The sequence below is a fragment of the Magnetococcales bacterium genome (assembly GCA_015228935.1).
In the GTDB taxonomy this organism is placed as follows: Bacteria; Pseudomonadota; Magnetococcia; order Magnetococcales; family DC0425bin3; genus HA3dbin3.
Genome location: JADGCO010000033.1, coordinates 22315 through 42957, shown reverse-complemented (window position 1 = coordinate 42957; position 20643 = coordinate 22315). Strand labels below are relative to the sequence as shown.

The 20643-nt window shown below is 54.4% G+C and carries 18 protein-coding genes and 1 pseudogene; 12 read left to right on the top strand and 7 right to left on the bottom strand.

The annotated features are described in order from the left end of the window. Nucleotides 1-126 precede the first annotated feature (126 nt). The 3 genes from HQL65_09900 to HQL65_09890 all read right to left on the bottom strand — a co-directional run bounded on the left by HQL65_09900 (nt 127) and on the right by HQL65_09890 (nt 4833). The gene (locus tag HQL65_09900) at nt 127-876 is read right to left on the bottom strand and encodes a hypothetical protein (protein MBF0136541.1); all 750 of its coding nucleotides are present in this window, start codon (nt 874-876) and stop codon (nt 127-129) included. A 207-nt stretch (nt 877-1083) separates the two neighbouring features. Then, nucleotides 1084-3069, bottom strand: coding sequence for a UvrD-helicase domain-containing protein (locus HQL65_09895; protein ID MBF0136540.1), 1986 nt, complete (start codon nt 3067-3069; stop codon nt 1084-1086). An 18-nt stretch (nt 3070-3087) separates the two neighbouring features. After that, on the bottom strand, nt 3088-4833 hold the full coding sequence (locus HQL65_09890; GenBank protein ID MBF0136539.1) for a chloride channel protein: 1746 nt from the start codon (nt 4831-4833) through the stop codon (nt 3088-3090). Between the two features lie 122 nt (nt 4834-4955). Here HQL65_09890 and HQL65_09885 point away from each other — a divergent pair, with 122 nt between their 5' ends. The 5 genes from HQL65_09885 to HQL65_09865 all read left to right on the top strand — a co-directional run bounded on the left by HQL65_09885 (nt 4956) and on the right by HQL65_09865 (nt 8583). Further along, a complete protein-coding gene (locus tag HQL65_09885) occupies nt 4956-5291 on the top strand; it encodes a hypothetical protein (protein ID MBF0136538.1) in 336 nt (111 codons plus the stop codon). Nucleotides 5292-5446: 155 nt separating this feature from the next. Then, nucleotides 5447-5746: a (2Fe-2S) ferredoxin domain-containing protein gene (locus HQL65_09880; protein MBF0136537.1), complete on the top strand. Its 300-nt coding sequence runs from the start codon at nt 5447-5449 to the stop codon at nt 5744-5746. Between the two features lie 407 nt (nt 5747-6153). Beyond that, nucleotides 6154-7941 carry a phosphoenolpyruvate carboxykinase (GTP) gene (locus HQL65_09875; GenBank protein MBF0136536.1) on the top strand — a complete coding sequence of 596 codons (1788 nt, stop codon included), beginning with the start codon at nt 6154-6156 and terminating at the stop codon, nt 7939-7941. A 176-nt stretch (nt 7942-8117) separates the two neighbouring features. Then, nucleotides 8118-8330 carry a ribbon-helix-helix protein, CopG family gene (locus HQL65_09870; GenBank protein MBF0136535.1) on the top strand — a complete coding sequence of 71 codons (213 nt, stop codon included), beginning with the start codon at nt 8118-8120 and terminating at the stop codon, nt 8328-8330. After that, a complete protein-coding gene (locus HQL65_09865) occupies nt 8314-8583 on the top strand; it encodes a type II toxin-antitoxin system RelE/ParE family toxin (GenBank protein MBF0136534.1) in 270 nt (89 codons plus the stop codon). The genes HQL65_09870 and HQL65_09865 overlap by 17 nt, the downstream gene beginning before the upstream one ends. Before the next feature lie 27 nt (nt 8584-8610). Here HQL65_09865 and HQL65_09860 read toward each other — a convergent pair whose 3' ends face one another. Further along, nucleotides 8611-9054: a C_GCAxxG_C_C family protein gene (locus tag HQL65_09860; protein MBF0136533.1), complete on the bottom strand. Its 444-nt coding sequence runs from the start codon at nt 9052-9054 to the stop codon at nt 8611-8613. A 328-nt stretch (nt 9055-9382) separates the two neighbouring features. Here HQL65_09860 and HQL65_09855 point away from each other — a divergent pair, with 328 nt between their 5' ends. From HQL65_09855 to HQL65_09835, 5 genes and pseudogenes are all read left to right on the top strand, one after another. Further along, entirely contained in the window at nt 9383-10933 is a 1551-nt protein-coding gene (locus HQL65_09855; GenBank protein MBF0136532.1) for a chemotaxis protein, read from the top strand. Nucleotides 10934-11146: 213 nt separating this feature from the next. After that, a pseudogene (locus tag HQL65_09850) lies at nt 11147-11335 on the top strand (hypothetical protein). A 225-nt stretch (nt 11336-11560) separates the two neighbouring features. Continuing rightward, nucleotides 11561-13006, top strand: coding sequence for an Asp-tRNA(Asn)/Glu-tRNA(Gln) amidotransferase subunit GatB (gene gatB, locus HQL65_09845; protein MBF0136531.1), 1446 nt, complete (start codon nt 11561-11563; stop codon nt 13004-13006). Then, complete coding sequence (locus tag HQL65_09840; protein MBF0136530.1) at nt 13003-15378, top strand: hypothetical protein; 2376 nt, start codon at nt 13003-13005, stop codon at nt 15376-15378. The genes gatB and HQL65_09840 overlap by 4 nt, the downstream gene beginning before the upstream one ends. A gap of 5 nt (nt 15379-15383) precedes the next feature. Then, nucleotides 15384-15980, top strand: coding sequence for a hypothetical protein (locus HQL65_09835; protein ID MBF0136529.1), 597 nt, complete (start codon nt 15384-15386; stop codon nt 15978-15980). Nucleotides 15981-16225: 245 nt separating this feature from the next. Here the strand turns inward: HQL65_09835 and HQL65_09830 are convergent, their stop codons facing one another. Further along, on the bottom strand, nt 16226-16591 hold the full coding sequence (locus tag HQL65_09830) for a hypothetical protein (protein MBF0136528.1): 366 nt from the start codon (nt 16589-16591) through the stop codon (nt 16226-16228). 268 nt (nt 16592-16859) lie between these two features. On the opposite strand from HQL65_09830, the gene HQL65_09825 reads away from it, so the two are divergent. Both HQL65_09825 and HQL65_09820 read left to right on the top strand, forming a co-directional pair. Continuing rightward, nucleotides 16860-17366 (top strand): hypothetical protein, encoded by a 507-nt coding sequence (locus HQL65_09825; GenBank protein MBF0136527.1) that lies wholly within the window; start codon nt 16860-16862, stop codon nt 17364-17366. 250 nt (nt 17367-17616) lie between these two features. Beyond that, on the top strand, nt 17617-18351 hold the full coding sequence (locus tag HQL65_09820; GenBank protein ID MBF0136526.1) for a glycine zipper family protein: 735 nt from the start codon (nt 17617-17619) through the stop codon (nt 18349-18351). 51 nt (nt 18352-18402) lie between these two features. On the opposite strand, the gene mutL is transcribed toward HQL65_09820, so the two are convergent. Both mutL and HQL65_09810 read right to left on the bottom strand, forming a co-directional pair. Further along, nucleotides 18403-20427, bottom strand: coding sequence for a DNA mismatch repair endonuclease MutL (mutL, locus tag HQL65_09815; GenBank protein MBF0136525.1), 2025 nt, complete (start codon nt 20425-20427; stop codon nt 18403-18405). Then, entirely contained in the window at nt 20424-20642 is a 219-nt protein-coding gene (locus HQL65_09810; GenBank protein ID MBF0136524.1) for a hypothetical protein, read from the bottom strand. The genes mutL and HQL65_09810 overlap by 4 nt, the downstream gene beginning before the upstream one ends. Nucleotide 20643: the final 1 nt, after the last annotated feature.

The window sequence follows — 20643 nt, the reverse complement described above, 5'->3', positions numbered from 1 at the left end:
GAAAAGTAGCTTATCCGCGATGGTCGTTTGTCGGATTCACGCTGAACCAGTACACAAGCATTGTCTTGTAGTCCAGTAGGAGCCATGAAGCACGCCAGGGACGGGGACCAGGAGCGGGCAACAGCATCAGTGAGGTGGTGATGTACCCGGGATGGGTTGGGCGGGAAGATGTGGTGGTGTACCCGGGATGGTTTGGGCGGGGAGAGGGGTTGAGGGTATACGTGAGTCCTGGACGGCAGGAGGAGTTGGAGCGTACTGGACTGTCATGGGCCAAAAGCGGTTGGCAGTCACCATGAGACCGAAGCCGGCCAGCATCATTGCCCCAAGCTTGATCACCATGCGGAGTTCCAGTTCCTTGAACCGGGTTTCCATTTTGGTGTCCAGATCCTTGATGTCTCGCTTGAATCCGGTTTCCAGATCCTTGATATCCCGCTTGAATCCGGTCTCCAGTTCCTTGAATCTGGTATCAATTTCCCTGAACCTGATTTCAGCTTTGGTGTCCGATTCCTTGAACCTGATTTCAATTTTGGTTTCCAGTTCCTTGAACCTGGTATCAACCTCCTTGAATCTGGTATCAATATCCTTGAATCTGGCATCAATATCCTTGAACTTGGCATCAGCTTTGGAATCCAGTTCTTTGAACCTGGCTTCAGCTTTGGAATCCAGTTCTTTGAATCTGGCATCAGCTTTGGAATCCAGTTCCTTGAACCGGATTTCCATTTTGGCATCCAATTTTGCCAAATCCTCTTTGGATGCCAGGTTTTCGGTCAAGATCTCGGCCAAAAACTCGGACTGTACTTCTGCCTGGGGCGCGGCAACACCCGCATCCTTGAGACGCTTCGTGTATTTCAGGGTATCAAAGGCAAGACCGGTCATGGTGCATGTCCTGGCAGGTAGGGATCAAGATGATACACCGCCGACATTATATTCGATCCTGTCTGGGGGTGTCCAATGAATTTCCTTGACTCAAAGGCCCGGAATCCTCTGCGGATACCTCGTGGCAAACGGCAGTAGCTGCCGATCCAACAAAAAAGTATGCCGTAAGGATTTGCATGGGCAGGGGTTCTGGACAGATCCCCTTTTTCAGCGTCTGAACCCGCCCCCGGGACCCCTTCTGACCCGCAGACGCAAACTGCGATCATGCAACACCGACCTGGGAAGCTCTTCCAGAAACCGCGATGGAATACACACATTCAGCCGATTGAAAAGCCAGCGACGACGGGCCAGGGTCAGATAGAGCTTGTCTCTGGCCCGGGTCATGCCGACATAAGCCAGGCGACGTTCTTCCTCCAATCCGGCAGGTCCGCCTTCCATGGCCAGTTTGTGGGGCAACAGGTCCTCCTCCAGTCCGGCCAGAAACACCACGGAAAATTCCAGACCCTTGGCCGCATGCAAGGTTGAAATCAAAACCCGCTCGCCAACTTCCGGCGTGTCGGCATGCTCCATCATGTCGGTAATCAGCGCGGCATCCTCCAGGAAGGAGGTCAAATCCGGACGGCGTCCCAGTTCATTCTTCAATTCCTGGAGATTTTCCAGTTTGTCGGCACGACGCTCGTCGTGGTCCAGTGCCCGGATGTAACCGGATTCCAGCAGAATGTATTCGAGAATTTTACCGGGATGGTCTGCGGTCATCTGCTCGCGGGCGGTCAGGATCAAATTGACGAAGCCCTGCAAGGGTTTGCGGGAGCGGGCCGCCAGGGTGGTGTTTTCCCCGAGCAGATGGATGGCCGCATCCAGCAAAGATCCACCCTGTTCCCGGGCGGTGTTCTGGATGGTTTCCAGGGCAACAGCCCCCAATCCCCGATGCGGCACATTGAGAATTCGTTCGAAAGCCAGATTGTCCAGGCTGGAATGGACCAGGCGCAGATAGGCCATGGCATCCTTGACCTCGGCCCGATCCATGAAACGCAAACCACCCACAATCTGATATGGAATGTTGCGGCGCATCAAGGCCTCTTCCAGGGCACGGGTCTGGTGACTGGTCCGTACCAGAATGGCAAAACGGTTATAGTGTCCATCCCGCACCTGACCGTGAATTTCGTCGGCAATGAAACGGGCCTCGTCATCGCCATCCTCGGCCACATAGTGATCGACCTTGGCACCATCCTGCCCGCTTGTCCAAAGGGTTTTTTCCATGCGCCCGGTGTTGTGACTGATCAGGGAACCGGCGGTCTGGAGAATATGCCCGGTTGAACGATAGTTTTGTTCGAGCCGAATGACCCGGGTGTCTGGATAGTCCTCATTGAAGCGCAGAATATTGTCCAGACGTGCCCCGCGCCAACTGTAGATGGCCTGGTCGTCATCGCCGACCACACACAGATTGCGATGAACGGCAGCCAACTGCTGCAACCAGCGATATTGCACCAGATTGGTATCCTGATATTCATCGACCAGGAGATACCGGAAACGGTTCTGGTAGGTTTCGAGAATGGCGGGTTCTCTTTGCCACAAGATGAGACAGTTGCGGAGCAGGTCACCAAAATCCATGCAGTTGGTGCGGCGCAGGGCATCCTGATAGTTTTGATAAAAGGAGCGAACCGCATCCCGGTCACGCGGAATGCGCACCTGCTCTTCGCCAATCTCGTCCGGCCCGAGTCCATCATCCTTCCAGCGGGAAAACGAGTTGGCCAGCCGGTCCGGTGTCCAATAACTGTTTTGATAATTCAATTGTTCGACCAATCCCTTGATCAGGCGTTTCTGGTCGGCCATGTCCAGGATGGTAAAGTCACTGGTAAAACCGAGTGTTTCAGCATGCCTGCGCAGGATACGGGCCGCCAGTCCATGGAAGGTGCCGATCCACAGGCGACCACTGTGCAGGGGGGCACGTTCGGCGAGGAGTTCTGCCACCCGATCCCGCATTTGGCGGGCGGCCTTGTTGGTGAAGGTGACGGCCAGGATCTCTTCGATCCGGCAGGCCTGATCCAGGACCAGCCAGGCAAGACGTCGTGTCAAAACCCTGGTTTTTCCGGAGCCGGCACCGGCGAGAACCATCAAGGGACCATCCCGGAACAAGACTGCGTCCCGTTGGGGTGGATTGAGGTCGTCCAGAACGGGGTGATTGTCATTCATGGGGGAAAGTGCCTGTTTCTATTTCTGCCCATGTCCGGAGTCGCGTCCCATAAGCGCCTTGTTATAGGCACGGATCACGTCATGGTTGGTCAGGATGCCCAATACCTGGGACGGGTTGATTTGCGAAACCACCACCACCTGTTCGATGCCGGCTGTACCCATGCGTTGAAATATTTCAAACAGATCATCGGTGGGGACGACAGTCAGAATTTTCTGGATTGGAATATCCCGGACCAGGACAAGATATTCCAAATCCTCCTGGAAGGCCACGCCCCGGATTTCCCGGAAGGAGATGGTGCCCTTGATGGTGTCGCTGTTTTCCTTGACCAGGAAAAACTCTTCCCGGGTGTGGTGGATCATCTCCTTGATCTGGTGGATGGTTGTGGTGTCGGCGACGATGGGACAGGGGGGGCGCATGATGGCACCCACGGGAATGTCCCGCAACAGGTTGGCTTCGTGCTGGGCGTGGAGGTGGATATCCTTGCGGCTCAGGGCACGGGTGAAAACCGAATGACGATAGATCTGGTTGATGAGCAGGGAGGCCACGATCGAGGAGACCATCAAGGCGAGCATGATTCTGTAGTCGCGTGTCAATTCGAACAAGACCAGAATGGAGGTGATGGGTGCCCCCAGAACCGAGGCACACATGGCCCCCATGCCGACCAGGGCATAGGCACCCGGACCGGCGGAGAGGGCGGGAAAGAGGGAGTGGGCATAGGTCCCGTAGGCCCCTCCGACCATGGCTCCCAGAAACAGGCTGGGCGTGAACACTCCTCCGGAAAAACCACTGCCCAGAGTGATCGCGGTGGCGACAATCTTGACGAACACCAGGGTGAGCATCAGCATGCCGAGCATCTCTTCCTGGAGGGCATGGTTCATGGTGTCGTAGCCGACCCCCATGATCTGCGGATACAACAGGGCGATGAGACCCACGACAAAGCCGCCCAGCATGGGTTTGAGATAGATGGGAATGGGAATTTTATGGATCAGGTCTTCGGATTTGAAGAGGGTGTGCATGAACAGGATGCCGGTCAGGCCGCACACAAGTCCCAGACCGACATAGGCCGGAATTTCCCAGGCGGAGACCAGGGTATAGTGTGGGACAATGAAGGCCGGAAAATCGCCCAGATGGACCCGGGCCACCACGGTGGCGATCACAGCGGAAAGGACGATGGGTGAAAAGGTGGTCAGACCGTAGTCACCCATGATCACTTCCAGGGAGAACATCACCCCGGCAATGGGGGCATTGAAGGATGCGGCGATGCCGGCGGAGACCCCGCAGCCGACCATGGTGCGCATGTGTTTGGTGGTCATCTGAAGATATGAACCAAACCAGGAAGCGATGGTGGCTCCCAGATGGACGACGGGACCTTCACGGCCCACCGAGCCGCCGCTGCCTATTGACAGGGCGCAGGCGATGATTTTTCCCAGACCATCCTTGGGATTGATTTTGCCACCCCGCAGGGCCACGGCGGCCATCACCTCTGGCACGCCATCACCCCGGGCACCCGGCAGAAAAAAATGCACCAGGGGACCGATGATCAACCCACCCACAACCGGCATCAATAAAATGTGCCACCAGGGAAGCCCCGACAGCACGGTGACGACATCCTCGTCGCCGCTTCCCATGAAAAAGAATTGAAACAATTCGATCAGACGACGGAACAGAATGGATCCGTAACCCACCATGATGCCAATCAGGATTGCGATACCGGAGAGAGTGACTTGCTCGTTGACACCCAGTCGGTTGAGAAAATTCAACATGGATCGCTTATTCCGGCGCTGGTTTTTGCCGATCAGGAGTGACAGGGCATTCAGATTTCATACTAATCCGGGGTGGTCTCGCCCACAAGCAGGATTCCACCCCCCTGACGGAGAAACCCAGCATGGAAATTCGATCCACGCCCCAGACCGCCCTGGATCCCAAGCCGAAAATGACCAACACCGGTACCATGGATTTTGGTACCCTGGTGGAATCATCCGCCCGGGTGGTGCGGGATTCTGTCTCCATTTCCACAACAGGCACTTTGCGTTCGCTTCAGTATGTGGAAAAAGAGATCAAGGCCAATCTTTCCCGCGTGTTCATGGAAGAGGTCTTTGGAACCCGCTCCGAGACGATTTCACCACGCGATCTGGTGGATGCCGAGGAGGAAAAGTCCCAGGCCGGCAAACCAGCCACGCATCCCGATCCGGATGTGACATCCACCAACCTGGAACCATGAAATAATTTGTTGTGACTTGACAATTCGGTCGAGCGCAACATCAGGATGGAGGGGAGTGTACCCGTTCGTGGCTTGCCTGGGTCCCGGATCCAGGCACAAGCCAGAACGGGATGCATTCATCACCAACCATCCAAATCTGGCTTTGAAAGTGCGTCATGACCGGTTCTTTGCCGAATTCACGGGAAGTCATGTTGCTGGTTTGTACCAAGGAGCGAATTTCATCGTCAAATCCTTCTTGTGGTCAGCGGGGCAGTCAGGCATTGGTCACTCTGTTGGTCGATGCCATTGCCCAACGTCACTGGCCCATTCCTGTGAAGCTGATTTCCTGTTTTGGTGAATGTGCCAAGGGACCCAATGTACGCATTGCCCCGGGGGGGGAGATGTTTCACGCCGTCGGTCCTGAGGATGTGCCCAACATTCTGGCTGCAATTGAAAAGTTTGCCGGATTCTCCTGAGCGGTCGAATGCCCGTCTGCCGCAGGAAATTTGCCGGATGTTTCTGAGCGGATGCAATTCTGTTGCTGGTGCAAAATTGCCGGATGTTTCTGTGCGGTTGGCATCCTGTTCGCTGTTGGCAAGGTACTCAATCCTTCGGATTATTCAAATTCTGGCCATGATTGAAATATTTTCTGGACTCTTCCGAACCAAAATGTAAAAATCCCGTAACAAAGTGTGGTCTTTGCCAATCTTCCTTGACAAGATTAAAAATCACTGGTAGAACTTAGAAGTTTGTGCCTGCTCACAGGATCCAACTGAAAGTGAAAATTTTCTGCCAACGGTCCTTGTGTGCGGATTAACGGGACCGGCATCTTTCATGCGCCTGTCGCTCCACCCAATAATTGGTTCCAGGAAAGGTACTCATGATGACGAAAAACGCCAAATTGCTCGCCTGGGTTGAAGAGGTTCGGACCATGTGCCAACCCGATACTGTGGTCTGGTGCGATGGGACCAAGGCTGAATACGACAACATGATGAAATTGTTGGTGGATGCCGGACTGGCCACCAAGCTGAATGAATCCAAGCGTCCCAACAGCTATGCGTTCCGTTCGGATCCCTCCGACGTGGCCCGGGTCGAGGATCGTACCTACATTGCCAGCCGGAAAAAAGAGGATGCCGGTTCGACCAACAACTGGATCGATCCGGAAGAGTTGAAGAAGACCATGCGCGGCCTGTACAACGGCTGCATGCATGGCCGCACCATGTATGTCATTCCATTTTCCATGGGACCGGTGGGATCGCCGATTGCCAAAATCGGGGTGGAAATTACCGATAGTCCATATGTGGTCGCCAACATGCATATCATGACCCGGGTTGGCACCAAGGTCATCGAGACGCTCGGAGCCGACGGCGAGTTCATTCCCTGCCTGCACTCCGTCGGCAAGCCGCTCGCCAAGGGGGAAAAAGACAACGGCAAATGGCCCTGCGCCCCCATCGAGAAAAAATATATCGCCCATTTTCCGGAAGAACGCCTGATCTGGTCGTATGGTTCCGGCTACGGCGGCAATGCCCTGCTCGGCAAAAAGTGTCTCGCCCTGCGCATTGCCTCGGCCCAGGCCCGGGACGAGGGGTGGATGGCCGAACACATGTTGATTTTGCGCCTGACCAATCCCGAAGGTCGGCGTTTTCATGTCGCCGCCGCCTTCCCGAGCGCCTGCGGCAAAACCAACCTGGCCATGTTGCAACCCACCATTCAGGGGTGGAAAGTCGAGTGTGTCGGCGATGACATTGCCTGGATGAAAATTCGCGGCGATGGTCGCCTCTATGCCATCAATCCCGAAGCCGGTTTCTTTGGTGTCGCTCCCGGTACGAGCAAAAATTCCAATCCCATGGCCATGGAGTCCATCCGGGCCAACGCCATCTTCACCAACTGCGTGCTGACCGATGACAAGGACGTTTGGTGGGAAGGGATGGAAACGGAATGCAAACATGGTATCGACTGGAAAGGGCGTGAGTGGACCCCGGCCTCCAAGGAGCCGGGTGCGCATGGCAATGCCCGGTTTACCGCACCGGCCCACCAGTGCCCGACCATCTGCTCCGACTGGGAAAATCCGGAAGGGGTGCCCATCGACATTTTCATCTTCGGTGGTCGTCGGACCCGGGTCATGCCCCTGGTCCATCAGGCCATGAACTGGGATCATGGTGTGTTCATGGGAGCCACCGCCGCTTCCGAACCCACCGCCGCCGCCCTCGATGTCAAGGGATCCCTGCGGCGTGACCCGATGGCCATGTTGCCCTTCTGCGGCTACAACGTCGGCGATTATTGGCAGCATTGGTTCAACATGGGTGACCGTCTCGGCAGCAAAGCCCCGGCCATCTTTTATATCAACTGGTTCCGGAAAAATGATGCCGGCAAGTGGCTCTGGCCCGGTTTCGGTGACAATGCCCGCGTCCTCAAATGGATGTGCGAACGGGTGGAAGGCAAACGGAGTGCCGTGGAAACCCCCATCGGCCTCATGCCCAAACCCGAAGACCTGGACATGACCGGACTCAACATATCCAAGGAAAATCTGGCCGAGTTGTTGAAAGTCGATCCTGCGGCTTTCAAGGCGGAGTTGGAAGACCTGGATAACTATATGGCCAAGGTGGGCAGCCGCCTGCCCGAACGCATGCGCAAACAGGTCGCCGAATACAAAAAACGCCTCGGTGCCTGATTGATGTGACTGGATCCCCCCCAGACATTCCCTCTTTCCTTGCATGGCCTGGAAAGAGGGAATCCGGGGGGATATGTTTTCTTTTGAGTATTGCACTTTCGATCAGTTTTTGCTTGACATCCATCCCATGCGAGTGAGATTCTCGCGTCATACACTGTTATACGGAGGGTGTCGTTATGTTGGCGGTCAGATTGGATTCTGAAATGGAGTTGCAGTTGGAAGCTTTGGCCAAGTCTCGGCATCGCAGTAAGAGTGACCTGGTGCGACAGGCCGTTTCAAGGATGCTGGAAGACGAGGAAGATTTGGCGTTGGCAGAAGGCGCGTTGGCCGAAACCAGATCCAGCAAACCACTGTCCCAGATCAGGAAAGAACTTGGGCTGGACGGTTGAAATTGGCGAAGTTGCCGAGAAACAGCTTCTCAAGTTGGATTTTTTGGTAAGGACCCGGATTTTGGACTACCTTGCCGAGCGGATAGATGGATGCAAAAATCCGCGTCATTTTGGGGAAGCGCTCAAAGGTGACAAAGTCGGGTGGTGGCGCTATCGTGTCGGCAATTATCGCCTGTTGTGCCATATCCATGACAAACGGTTGGTAGTTGTTGTCATTACGGTAGGCCACCGCAGAGAGATTTATCGGTCGTGAGATATGGTTGTTGAAATTATTTTATTATTATTTCGATTCAAGAATAGTTTTAGCCAGAATTTCCGCCCCTTGCCGGGTCAGCTTGCGGCACAGACGCTTGCCAATGTTGCGGATTGGCCCGAACTTGTCGAGCAGATCCTGGCAACGCAGGGCACCCGCCTCGGCCAGCAGCTGTTCCTGAAAGCGGGCTGTCAGGGTCCGGGTCAGCTTGTCCTTGTCCAGGGGTGACGAGCGGCCTCTGAGCAGGCCAATCGCCACGGCTCCCCCGGTGTACACACCGCAGGTGGCATTGCGGTTACCCATGCCTCCACACAAGCCACTGGCTACCGGAACCATCGTTCGGGCAACATCCGGGTTTTCACCCAGCGACTCCACAACGGCCAGAAAGATCGATTCGGAGCAGCACAATCCCTCTCCGTACAGCGCTTCGGCCCGCTCGCCGATTTTGGTGATCATGCGGTCTCGATCCATCTGATCTGATTGAATCATTGGCCGATTTCCTCACTTATGCACGCAGACAGGCGGAAATCTTGATCTGCATCAAGTTTGACCTTTGATTAACAGAGTCTAAAAGATTATTTTCCACGCCAAGTTTGTTCCTCGTTGCTGCACGCTTCCTGTCCATGCTGATACGTCCATAGACGAATCGAATCCGGGATTCTGCTGTTTTTTTGGAGATTGTCAATCCCAAAGGGGGGCATCTGGGTACCATCCTGATTGTCGTTTGAGTTGAATAAACGCGAATTTTGATATTGAAACAATAGCTTCATGAGAGGGGAAACATGAAAGGGGGGGTCATATGAATATTTCCAATATGCGTCTTGGTACCAAGGTTATGAGTTCGTTCCTGCTCGTGGTGGGCCTGTTTGCGGCATCGGCTGTTTATCAGATTGTGATCATGTCCGATCTGGCCAGGTTGCAGGATGAGGGTGCCAAACGTTTCAAGGATGCACTGGCCATTGAAGGGATTTCCCAACAGGCCGAACGGGTGTATGCCATTGCCGCCGATGCTGCCATCAACCGCAAGCTGGATGAATCGCGAAAAGCCTTGGATGAAGCCAAACAGCAGATGGACAAGGATCTGTCGGCATTGGCATCCCTGGCGGACACTCCAGAGGAGCGCTCCCAGTCCGAAAAGGTCGCATCACAATACCGGAATTATCTGGCTCGTGTCGGTGGGGATTATTTTGCTGCTGTTTCAAATCTTTCCAAAGTGGAAGCGGGAGGTGCGGAGGATCAATTGCATCGATTGGACGGGGAGCTGGATGGTCAACGAGCAAAACTGAAGGATGATGTTGAAATAATTGCAGCTTCCATGCTGAAGGAAGCCCATGCTGCGGACGAATTGTTCGATTCCACCCGTACTGTTGCAATCCGTTGGGCAATCTGGTTATTGCTTTCGGTCCTGGTTGTAGCGATTGGCTTGGCAACAGCCATCATTCGCATGATCATGAAACAGGTCGGTGGCGAACCAAAAGCCATTGCCGAACTGGCTTCCAGGGTGGCATCTGGAGACTTGACCATGCGGGTTGACGTGGCCCAAAAAACCACCGGCATCAATCAGTCCATCATGAACATGGTGGAAAACCTTCAAAAAATATTGGGAGAGGTTTCGGTTGCGGCGGAACAGGTTTCCCTGGGCAGTGGGGCCATCTCGGAATCTGCACAAAGTCTTGCCCAGGCAACGACCGAACAGTCGGCTTCTCTGGACACGACCAAAATGGCCCTGGATTCGATGACGGGGAGTTGCCAGTTGAATACAGACAGTTCCAATTCCACACAAACCATCGCCTTGAAAGCTGCGGAGGATGCCGCCAAGGGAGGCAAGGCCGTCATCGAGGCCGTCAGGGCCATGAAGGAGATTGCTTCAAAAATTGGTATCATTGAAGAGATTGCCCGCCAGACCAACCTGTTGGCCCTGAATGCCGCCATCGAGGCAGCCCGGGCCGGTGAACATGGCAAAGGTTTTGCCGTGGTGGCCGCCGAAGTCAGAAAACTGGCCGAACGCAGTCAAACAGCCGCCGGAGAGATCAGCCAACTCTCCGCATCCAGCGTCAGCGTTTCCGAACAGGCCGGAACCATCATCGAAAAACTGGTGCCTGATATTCAAGATACGGCGGAGCGTATTCGAGGAATCGCCGAGTGCAGCAGGATGCAGCGCGAAGGAATTTCAGATATCGGCCAATCCATTCAGCAGCTTGATCAGGTTGTCCACCAGAACTCGGCCTCTTCCGAGGAACTGGCCGCAACTGCCGAAGAACTGGCCTCGCAAGCCGACATGTTGACCCAATCCATCGCTTTTTTCAGACTCGAAAAACACGGAAGCATGCCCAGAAGGCAATTGACCTGATCAACCGCAGCAGGTTCAGCATGATCAACCCCGGTGGCCAAAGCCTGTAGCCAAAGGCTTTGCTGCCAGGGGTTGATTTGGTGTCCGATTGGCGGCATGATCAACCTGAGATCATGGAGACATTGCGTGTTGGCATCTCCAAATAAACGTTACGACAATGGCGAGCATGAAAATCCTCTACGATCCGTCGCATCACTTCGTTGAGGAAAGCTAATGAACGGGAACACGCCAAATACGGCAACAGAGTGGATTGACCCGGATGATGCCCCGGAACTGACAGATGCTTTTTTCGAAGAGGCGGACGAATACATGGGCAACCAACTGATTCGCCGTGGTCGTCCCGCCGGGAGTGGAACGAAGGTCTCTACCACCGTGCGTTTCGATGAAAATGGAGTTGATGCACTGTGGTCAGAGGAGGCGGAATCACGCATTTCAAGATATGAAGCGGGAAAGATAACGGCTGATTCATTGGCTGTGGTTTTAGCTCGGCTCGGTCAGCGGTGAGAGTCCGTGTGCTTGCGTGTGCCGAACGTGAAGCCGCTGATGCGGTGGACCTCTCGGGACCCAAGGTGTTGGCAAACAAGGGAATGATGGGGACTCCCCAACAGGCACTGGAAATGAATGGACATGGCTACGCATCCCGGATATGAAATTGTCATCGGCCTGGAAATCCACGCCCAGATGCGCACCCGGTCAAAGGTTTTCTGCGGCTGTGCCACCCGTTTCGGGGCAGAACCCAATACGCAAATCTGTCCGGTGTGTGCCGCCTTTCCCGGCGTGCTGCCCGTCCTGAACCAGGAAGCGGTCAACATGGCCATTCGCACCGGTCTGGCCATTGCGGGAGCCATCAATCTTCACAGCGAATTTTCCCGCAAAAATTATTTTTACCCGGACCTGCCGGCAGGTTACCAGATCACCCAGTATGAACTGCCCATTGTCTCCGGGGGGCAGGTGCGTATTGCAACAGGCGCAGATCAGGAAAAAATCATCGGCATCACCCGCATTCACATGGAAGTGGACGCCGGCAAAAACATGCATGAAGGCATTGCCGGAGCCTCCTGGGTGGATTTGAACCGGACCGGTGTCCCCCTGATGGAAATTGTCTCGGAACCGGATTTGCGTTCCGCCGCCGAGGCCGGGGAATATTTGAAAAAATTGCGCAGTATTGTCCGTTACCTGGAAGTGTGTGACGGCAATATGGAGGAAGGCTCCTTCCGTTGTGATGCGAATGTCTCGGTTCGGCCCCGGGGTCAGGAGCCGTTCGGAACCCGCTGTGAATTGAAAAATCTCAATTCAATCCGGAATGTCATGCGGGCCATCGACCATGAGGCAGAGCGCCATATCGATGTGTTGGAAAGTGGTGGACGGATCGTGCAGGAGACCCGGTTGTGGGATGCCGAAAAAGAGGTCACCCGTTCCATGCGCAGCAAGGAGGAAGCCAACGACTACCGTTATTTCCCCGAACCGGACCTGCCGCCCCTGCACATCACCCCGGAACGGATCGCCGCCCAGGCAGCCACCCTTCCCGAACTTCCCGATGCCCGGCAGGCACGTTTCCAGACGCACTATGGCCTCTCCGCGTATGATGCCGCCGTGCTGACCGCTGCCCGTGATGTGGCCGATTATTATGAAGAGGTCGCCGGCACAGCCAACAATCCCAAAGCAGCCGCCAATTGGGTTGCCGTGGAGCTGCTGGGTCTTCTCAACAAGGAAAACAGGGAGATCAGCGCTTCGCCCGTGGCCGCCAAGGAGTTGGGACGCTTGATTGGCCTGATCGGCCAAGGTACCATTTCCGGCAAAATGGCCAAGCAGGTTTTCGGGACCATGTTCACCACCGGCGATCCCCCCGAAAAGATTATTGCCGCCCAGGGACTGCAACAGGTCAGTGACAGCGGTGCCATCGAAGCCATAGTCGAACAGGTCCTGGCCAGCAATCCCCAGGAAGTGATGCAATACCGGGCTGGCAAGACCCGTTTGCTGGGATTTTTTGTCGGACAGATCATGAAAGAGACCAGGGGACAGGCCAATCCGGCCATGGTCAACCAGTTGCTCAAGGATAAACTGTCCGGATGACGCGCAACAGTGCGATCCTGTTGGCCGTTCTTGCCTTCCTCCTGGGGGGCATCGTGGTCCTGGCACCCCGCATCGTCGATCCCGATCAATATCGCCCCTACATTGTCCGCACCCTGGAAGTCATTCTTGGTTATCCGGTCTCCATCGATGCCGTCGAGCTTGCCCCGGCAGGAGGTTTGCGCCTGGAACTGAAATCCCTGGAAGTCAAATCATTTGACCCCGCCGATCCGCCTCTGTTGCGGGTCGGACAAATTTATGTTGGACTGGATTGGAGTTTTCTGTTTACATCAAAAATCAAAGTAACTTCGGTCATGCTGGTTAATCCCCAGATCAACCTTGTCCAGCGTTCCGACCGGCCTCTGTTGAACCGGGCCAGGGATGGTGCCCGGTGGAGCAATGCCAACATGTCCAGGACCCTGGGTCTGGCGTTGACTGACCTGACCCTGGGACGGGTTGTCATTCGCGACGGAACGCTCCGGCTGAAAAACCAGGAACAACCTGACGAACGGAATTGGGTGATGGATCATATCCAGATACAGATCCACAATCTGACTCCCCAACGGGCATCAGCCATCAGTGGTTCAGCCCTGGTGCAATCCATTCCTTTTACCGCCCATGGTCAGATCGGACCTCTGCCCATGTCTCTCAATCCCCTGGAAATGCCTCTGTTGCTCAGTGTGGAGGGAAAATCGAGTCGTCCAGATCATCTCACCGCCATATTGAACAAACTTCACCTCAATGCCCGCGCTGAACGGGGCTACTTTTCCACCCTGGTCCACGGCAAACTCCTGCATGGCATGCAGACCAACTCCTGGCTGGAATTGCACCGTTTGGAATTTTTCCCGGCAAACCGCAAGACGCCTTCACCGTCGGCCAGGAAGAATCTTCTTGTGGCCCTGCTCAACGAACGACCCGATCAGATCCGGAAGGATATTCTGGCTTCCCCCCCTCCCAAGGATCCTGCTGCAACAGCCCGGAAAGAGGCACCTCTTGCCGGACAGAATCATACCCCACTGACCACCCGGAAAGAAACACCACCGGTCAGTATGGATGTGGCCATTCGACAAAAGTCCATACTCAAGATGGAAGACTTGATTCCCCAGGCCACTTTCCAGGAATTTTATTTGTTCTTGAATGATTCACCTTTGTTGGATCTCAAGGGAACCGTCCGGTACGAGGATCATTTTGTTCTCGATCTTGAAGGAACCACCATGAACTCCCTGGCCTTGGAAGGGATTCCATGGTCGGTCGGTTCCTTGTCGGCAGGAGGTTCTCTTGAGGGTAGCATGCACATTCAGGGTGTTTGGCCAGCTGCCTTTGTGCTGACCGGCAAGCTGAATCTGACCCAGACCGACCTCCTGTGGCGCGACAGCATTCATAAACCTGTGGGAACTCCCCTGAAAATTGCGCTGTCCCTGAACCATCAAGATGCCGTCACTTCCAGTCTGGAAACGGTCATACAGGGAGAAGAGAACGAACTGTTGACCATGCGGGGAGAACTGCATCCGCAACCGGATCTCTCTTTGGTCGGCACCTGGGATATGCATAATCTTCTGCCCGTTTTGCACGACATCAAGGAGTGGTCTGGAGACGGTCTGGTGGCCATGAACCTGCACTTGACGCGACCAGCAGAGATTGGTTGGCAAATCCAGGGTACTCTGCAAGGTGGCAAGAGTCGTCTGGGTCCCCTGGTCATGGAGTCGTTTTCAACCCCGGTGCAAATTTCCCGGATGACCTGGGAATTTTCTGATCTGCGTCTGCGGGTTGCCAATGGCAACCTGGACGGTGCCATCCAGATTCTGCACTCGGACCCCTTTCCGGTTTTCCATGCCAGACTGGGTATCTCCGGGGTGGCTTTTGAGCGTTTTCTGAACGTGTCGCCGCCGTCGGATTCCTTGCTGAACCGGCTGGCGGAGACCAAAGCTGCCGCTCCCATCCGACTGGAAGGACTTCTCTTCGGTCAGGGTGATTTTTGGGGACAGCTTGATAAGCGGTTGTTGCCAGAGGGAACGTGGTCAGGACAGGCCAACCTGCGCCTGGAACCTGGCCGGCTGGTCGGCCTGGATGGTGCCGTTTTTACCAATAATCTGGTGGATGGACAGAATTTGTTTCAAGAAGGAAAATCGTTCTACTGGAAAATGGCCTCCGCCACCTTGAATTTTTTTGATGGGCGGATTCGTTTCGACAATGTGCGTCTGGCATCCGATGGGTTGACCTTGCAGGGAAAAGGTACCCGGGACGCCCAGGGTAACCAAAGTCTGGATATTGCCGTGACCTCCGAGTGGCTCAACAATAATCAATCCGTCACCGGTACCATTATCAGTGATGGACAAAAGCTGTTCTTTCGCCGTCAGCCATCTCCGGGAGGGTGAATCTCATGGCCATGATCCATGCCAAAACGATCATAAAATCAGGAAACATATCCTGTCCAGACAATGTATTTTCTAAATTCATTCTATTGGTCATGATTGTTTCGACTGTGACGTTCTATCCCGGAAAATTAAAAGCAGAAGCAGAAGCAGACAGTAAAATACTCAACACGTCTGGCAATACAATTAAATACTATAAAAAATATTACAATGACAGATTTAATTTTGAAATAGAATATCCATCAAATATATTGTCACAAAAGTTTGAATCTGATAATAATGATGGAGTGGTATTTTCATCCGGTGACGAAAAAATATTGCTGACCGCATCTGGAATTTATAATGCTCTCGATAAGTCTCCAAGTGAATTATATAATGATGTCGTGGGTGATTATATTAATAAAGGCGGTGAGATTACATATAAAACATTGAAAGGAAACTGGTTTGTTGTTTCAGGATTTTTGAATGGTAAAATTTTTTACCGAAAATCAATCGTTGAGAAAGAATTGATTGTCTCAGCCGATTTATTATATGATAAAAAATCGAAAGAATTGGTTGATGTTTACATGAAGAAAATCATGAACTCATTAAAAATCATGAACTGATTAACTGCGAAAAAAAATCATCTGAGTTTGTTTCGGGCTGTTCCCGGAAAAACGGTTCTGCCAAAATTCCGCATTGGCCAGAACGGATAGGCCAGGCACAATCAGAATCTCAAAATGACCAGAACAAGAATTCGAGAGTGACTTGAACAGGTTTACTGCATAAGTGAGGGGGGAAGGATTTCCCCCTCTGCCATGGTTTGCGCAGCATGCAAGCACGTTGTTGACTGACGTGAGGGTCAATCACATCAATCGAAGGCAGCACTGGTGACACCGGTAGATTTGTTCCATCTGATGGTGATGCTGGAGACGGTACACAGGTCAATACCTTCCCAGATGGCTTTTTCGCCATCATCATAAACAACCATCAGGTCCCAATTGCATGATTTATTGCTACGGCTGAAATGGATCGCGACGGTTTCGCCGTCGCTGAGGGTGTCGCGACCGAGGACATCGGATTCCCAGGATTCCTGATGGGTTGGGGAGACAAAGACCTTGTCAATGACGTATCCAGTGCGATTGGTGAGGTTGAAATCCTGTTTGGCCTCGGCCCACGCCGTGCCGGCCAGCATGATTGCAAGCATCGGAATAAGAATAATGTTTCGAATCAACATGTTCAGGCTCCCTTTGCATGAAAGCAGGTAACGAGATTTCCGCATCCTATATTTGTTGCTGGATTGAAAGCAAGCAAATAACGAGGGGGGAGGATATCGTGAGTTAATCCAGAAAATTAAGAAATGAATTTTATTGGTATCCACCGGATGGCATTCATTTCACGCCACCTGGATATTGACTTTCTCGTAAATTGAATATACCCTCTCGCCGGCTTGTGTATATTTCCGATCTGTCTTGTCTACACCGCAATCATTGGGAGATTTTCTCATGTCGAATCTTAAAAAATGCCGACTCGGCTCCATCGCGGCTGTTCTGTCGTTGGGTCTTTGTTCCGTGTTGCCTTCCCTGGCCATTGCTGCTGATGCACCTGCCGCTGCTGCACCTGCCGCTGCTGCACCTGCTGCTGCCGCACCCGCACCCGCACCCGCCGCTGCCGCACCTGCCGCTGCTGCACCTGCCGCTGCCCCTGCTGCCCAGGCAGTTGCTGTAGGAAGCTACAATGTGTCCGGCGTCAATGCGGTCGATAAAAGCCCTTACGAGGGCGTTGCCATCATCAGTAAGAAGGGTGAGGCCTTCCAGATCAACTATCAAGACTCTGAAGGCAAATATTTGGGTATCGCCATTCAAATGGGTAACATGCTGGCCGCCGCCTTTGCCGAAGGCAAAAAACCAACCGTTTGCGTCATGGAGCCGGATGGAACAACTGGCTGGAAAGGCCAGTGCATTGAACAAGGTGAAGATTTCATCAGCAAAGAGGTTTGGAAACGTCGCTGATGTTGCAGAAATGCCGGGCCTGGCCTGACCCGGGTTTGCTGGCGTTGCTGCATGACAGGAGTATCGGTTGCTTTTGTCATGCTTGAATCCTTTTGAATCGGTGGTTTGTCGGGGAATTGTTTCCCCGCAAACCACCGGTTCATGGATCCTGGTCCGGCCTCGGTTGCGTGGAGAATCTCTTGCCGAAGGGCGAGGAATCTGCTAGAGAGAGGGTTACGGCAATCCTTTTGACTGTGTTCCGGTTCCGACCATGAAAAGATTTTTTACGGCTTTTGTGGCACTCTCCCTGCTGGCCGCCGGGCCGGTGGGGTGTTCGACGGCGTACAAGGCAACCCCCGTCTCTTTCCGCGCTCCCGATTCGTACCCCAATCACCAGCGGGTATTCAATACCGTCATCGGCTCTGAGCCTTTCTTCAATCCGGATATTGCCAAGGAAAAATTCGGATTTGACATCATCGGGGCAGGCATGTTGCCGGTGCAGGTCGTTTTCGACAATCAAGGCGAAAATGCCATCCATATCGTGGATGCGCAGACCTTTCTGGTGGGAATTGGAGGTGCCATGTGGCCCATCCTGGATGGCAAGTTTGTCCAGGAACGTTCCCAGAAATATACCAAAACCAAGGAAATGTTTGAAAAAGGTGCCTACGGCAGTTTTCTGGGCATGGCTGCCGGTGCCCTGGCCGGTGCCGCCATCGGTATCGTCAGCAACAAGAATGTGCTGGAATCGGCTGGCAAGGGAGCGGCTGCCGGTATCGCCCTGGGTGGACTGGCTGGCGGCGTCGAAGGTGCCGTCAACCAGGAGGGAATCGACCGCATCCAGGATGACATGGCACAAAAGTCGTTGCAGCATCGGGCCATTCAACCAGGCATGATCAGTTATGGCATGTTGTTCTTCCCGGCAGAGGCCACCCAGGCCTATCAGCTGCGTCTGCAAATCGAAGAGACGAAAACCAAAACCAAAAAAACCATCACCCTGAATTTTTAGTCTCATCTGGACAGCCCGGTTCGTTTGTTGATAGCCATGACACTGCAATGGTCAGTGTCTTCCGAACAGCTTGGCCAGTTCGTTGAGGGACATTTTGATGTAGGTCGGACGCCCGTGGCCGCACTGGCCGGCAAGCGGGGTCGCTTCGATCTGCCTGAGCAGGGCATCCATTTCATCCCTGTTGAGTCGCCGGTTGGCCCGCACGGAACCATGACAGGCCATGGAGGTCAGGATGGCTTCATGCCGTCGTTCCACGGCTGTGCTGCTGCCAAAACGGTCCAGATCGTGGATGATGTCCAGGATCAGTTTGCCGGACTCGGTGGTGGCCAGCATGGTCGGCAGTTCCCGGACCAGAAAGGCATGTTCGCCAAAAGGTTCCACAATCACGCCCATCCGGGCCAACTCCGGCAGCATGTCGCGCAGACGCCCGGCATCGGCTGGGGACAGCTCCAGCACATCGGGTATGAGCAGAATCTGTCGTTTGGTGGTTGCCGTGGCGTAGGATTTTTTCAGGGTTTCGTAGACGATCCGTTCATGGGCCGCATGTTGATCCACCAGAACAATGCCGTCAGGAGTCTGGGCCAGGATATACGTGCCGTGAATCTGGGCCAGGGGTATACCCAATGACTCACCCATTGTTGGTTGGGGTTGCGTGCTGGTATGGGGGTGGCGGGGTTCTGCCGGATCGTCGGCGGGTGACAGGCCTTCGAGTGACAGGCCGGTAGATGACAGGCCGGTGGATGACAGGAATTCTGCCGGATCCCGGGCCGGGATCATGACTGGGGGTTGGGTCTCCTGGCCTGCCTGCCGGGCTGGAATCTTTCCGGTCTCCTCCCAGTAGACCGGGCGACTGACGGCAGCCGGCAGGGTGGCGATAATGCGTTCGTTGGGGGGCTGGTCAGCCCGAAAGGGTTGTCCCAGGAGTAGGCCAACCTGCGGGGGGGGACCCGGGAGTTGGCCGGCCTGAAGGATGTCGCCCTGGGTTTGGCCTGTCAGAATGGGTGTGTCCGGGGATGGGTTGATCCGGTGCTGTCCGGATCCCGGCGCAATTCCGGTGTGTCTGTTCAGGGAGGCCAGGGCATCCGCCAGATTGCGGCGCACGGTTGTATAAATAAAATTGCCTTGATGGAAGCGGACTTCCTGCTTGGTCGGGTGGACGTTGACATCGACGGCATCCGGGGGCACGTCCAAAAACAGCGCCAAAACCGGATGTCGATCCCTGGGCAGGGTATCGCCATAGGCCTCCCGGGCTGCATGCTGGATTGACCGGTCACGCACCCAGCGACCATTGACGAACAGGTGAATCCCCGAGGCATTGGCCCGGTTCTGGGACGGCAATCCCAGCCAGCCAAACAGGCGCAGAAAATCGTTGCCCCCCGCAAATTCCAGGCAATTGTCCGGAAAATCCTTGCCAAATACGGTTGCCAAGCGGATACGGGTCGGCTGTTCATCGCTGCCGGCACGAATTTCGACGCTGGATTTGCCATCGATCATGAGGTGCAACCCGACCTCCGGGTGACCCAGGGCGAGTCGCAACACCAGGTCTGTGACATGTGTGGCTTCGGTACGATCCGAGCGGAGAAATTTCAACCGGGCCGGGGTATTGAAAAACAGATTGCGGACCGTGACCCGGGTTCCGGGTGGCAGCACCGTGCGGCGGGTTTCTTCGATTTGGCCGCCTCGGATCAGAATGGCCACGCCATCGCTCTCTTCCGGCACTCGGCTCTCCAGGTCCATATGGGAGACCGACCCGATGGACGGGATGGCTTCGCCGCGAAATCCCAGGGTGCGGATCTGGAAGAGATCCTCCACGCTGCTGATTTTGGAGGTGGCATGGCGCTCCAGGGAGAGGCGGGCCTGTTCGGTGGTCATGCCGCAACCGTTATCCGTCACCTGGATCAGTTTGCGTCCGCCCTGTTCGATGCGCACCTCGATCCGGGTTGCCCCGGCATCCAGGCTGTTTTCCAGCAGCTCCTTGACGACGGATGCCGGACGTTCCACCACCTCTCCGGCGGCAATCTGATTGGCCAGGGTGGTGGGCAATATTTTGATTTCACGGCGATCCAAGGGATTCAATACTCGATTTCCCCGGAGGCTTTCATTTGTTCCCAGAGGGTTGGCGGGGGTTTGACTCCGGGGGGATAAAATTTGCCGCCCAGCGTTTTTTCGCCTTTGAAGTAACCAGCGGGGTTGGTTTCTTGATTCTGAAGGATTCTGTCTATTATTGGTCTGGTGCTTTCAATCCATTGTCTGGTCTCTTCGGTCATGTTGGGATCAGGGCCAAATTTCATA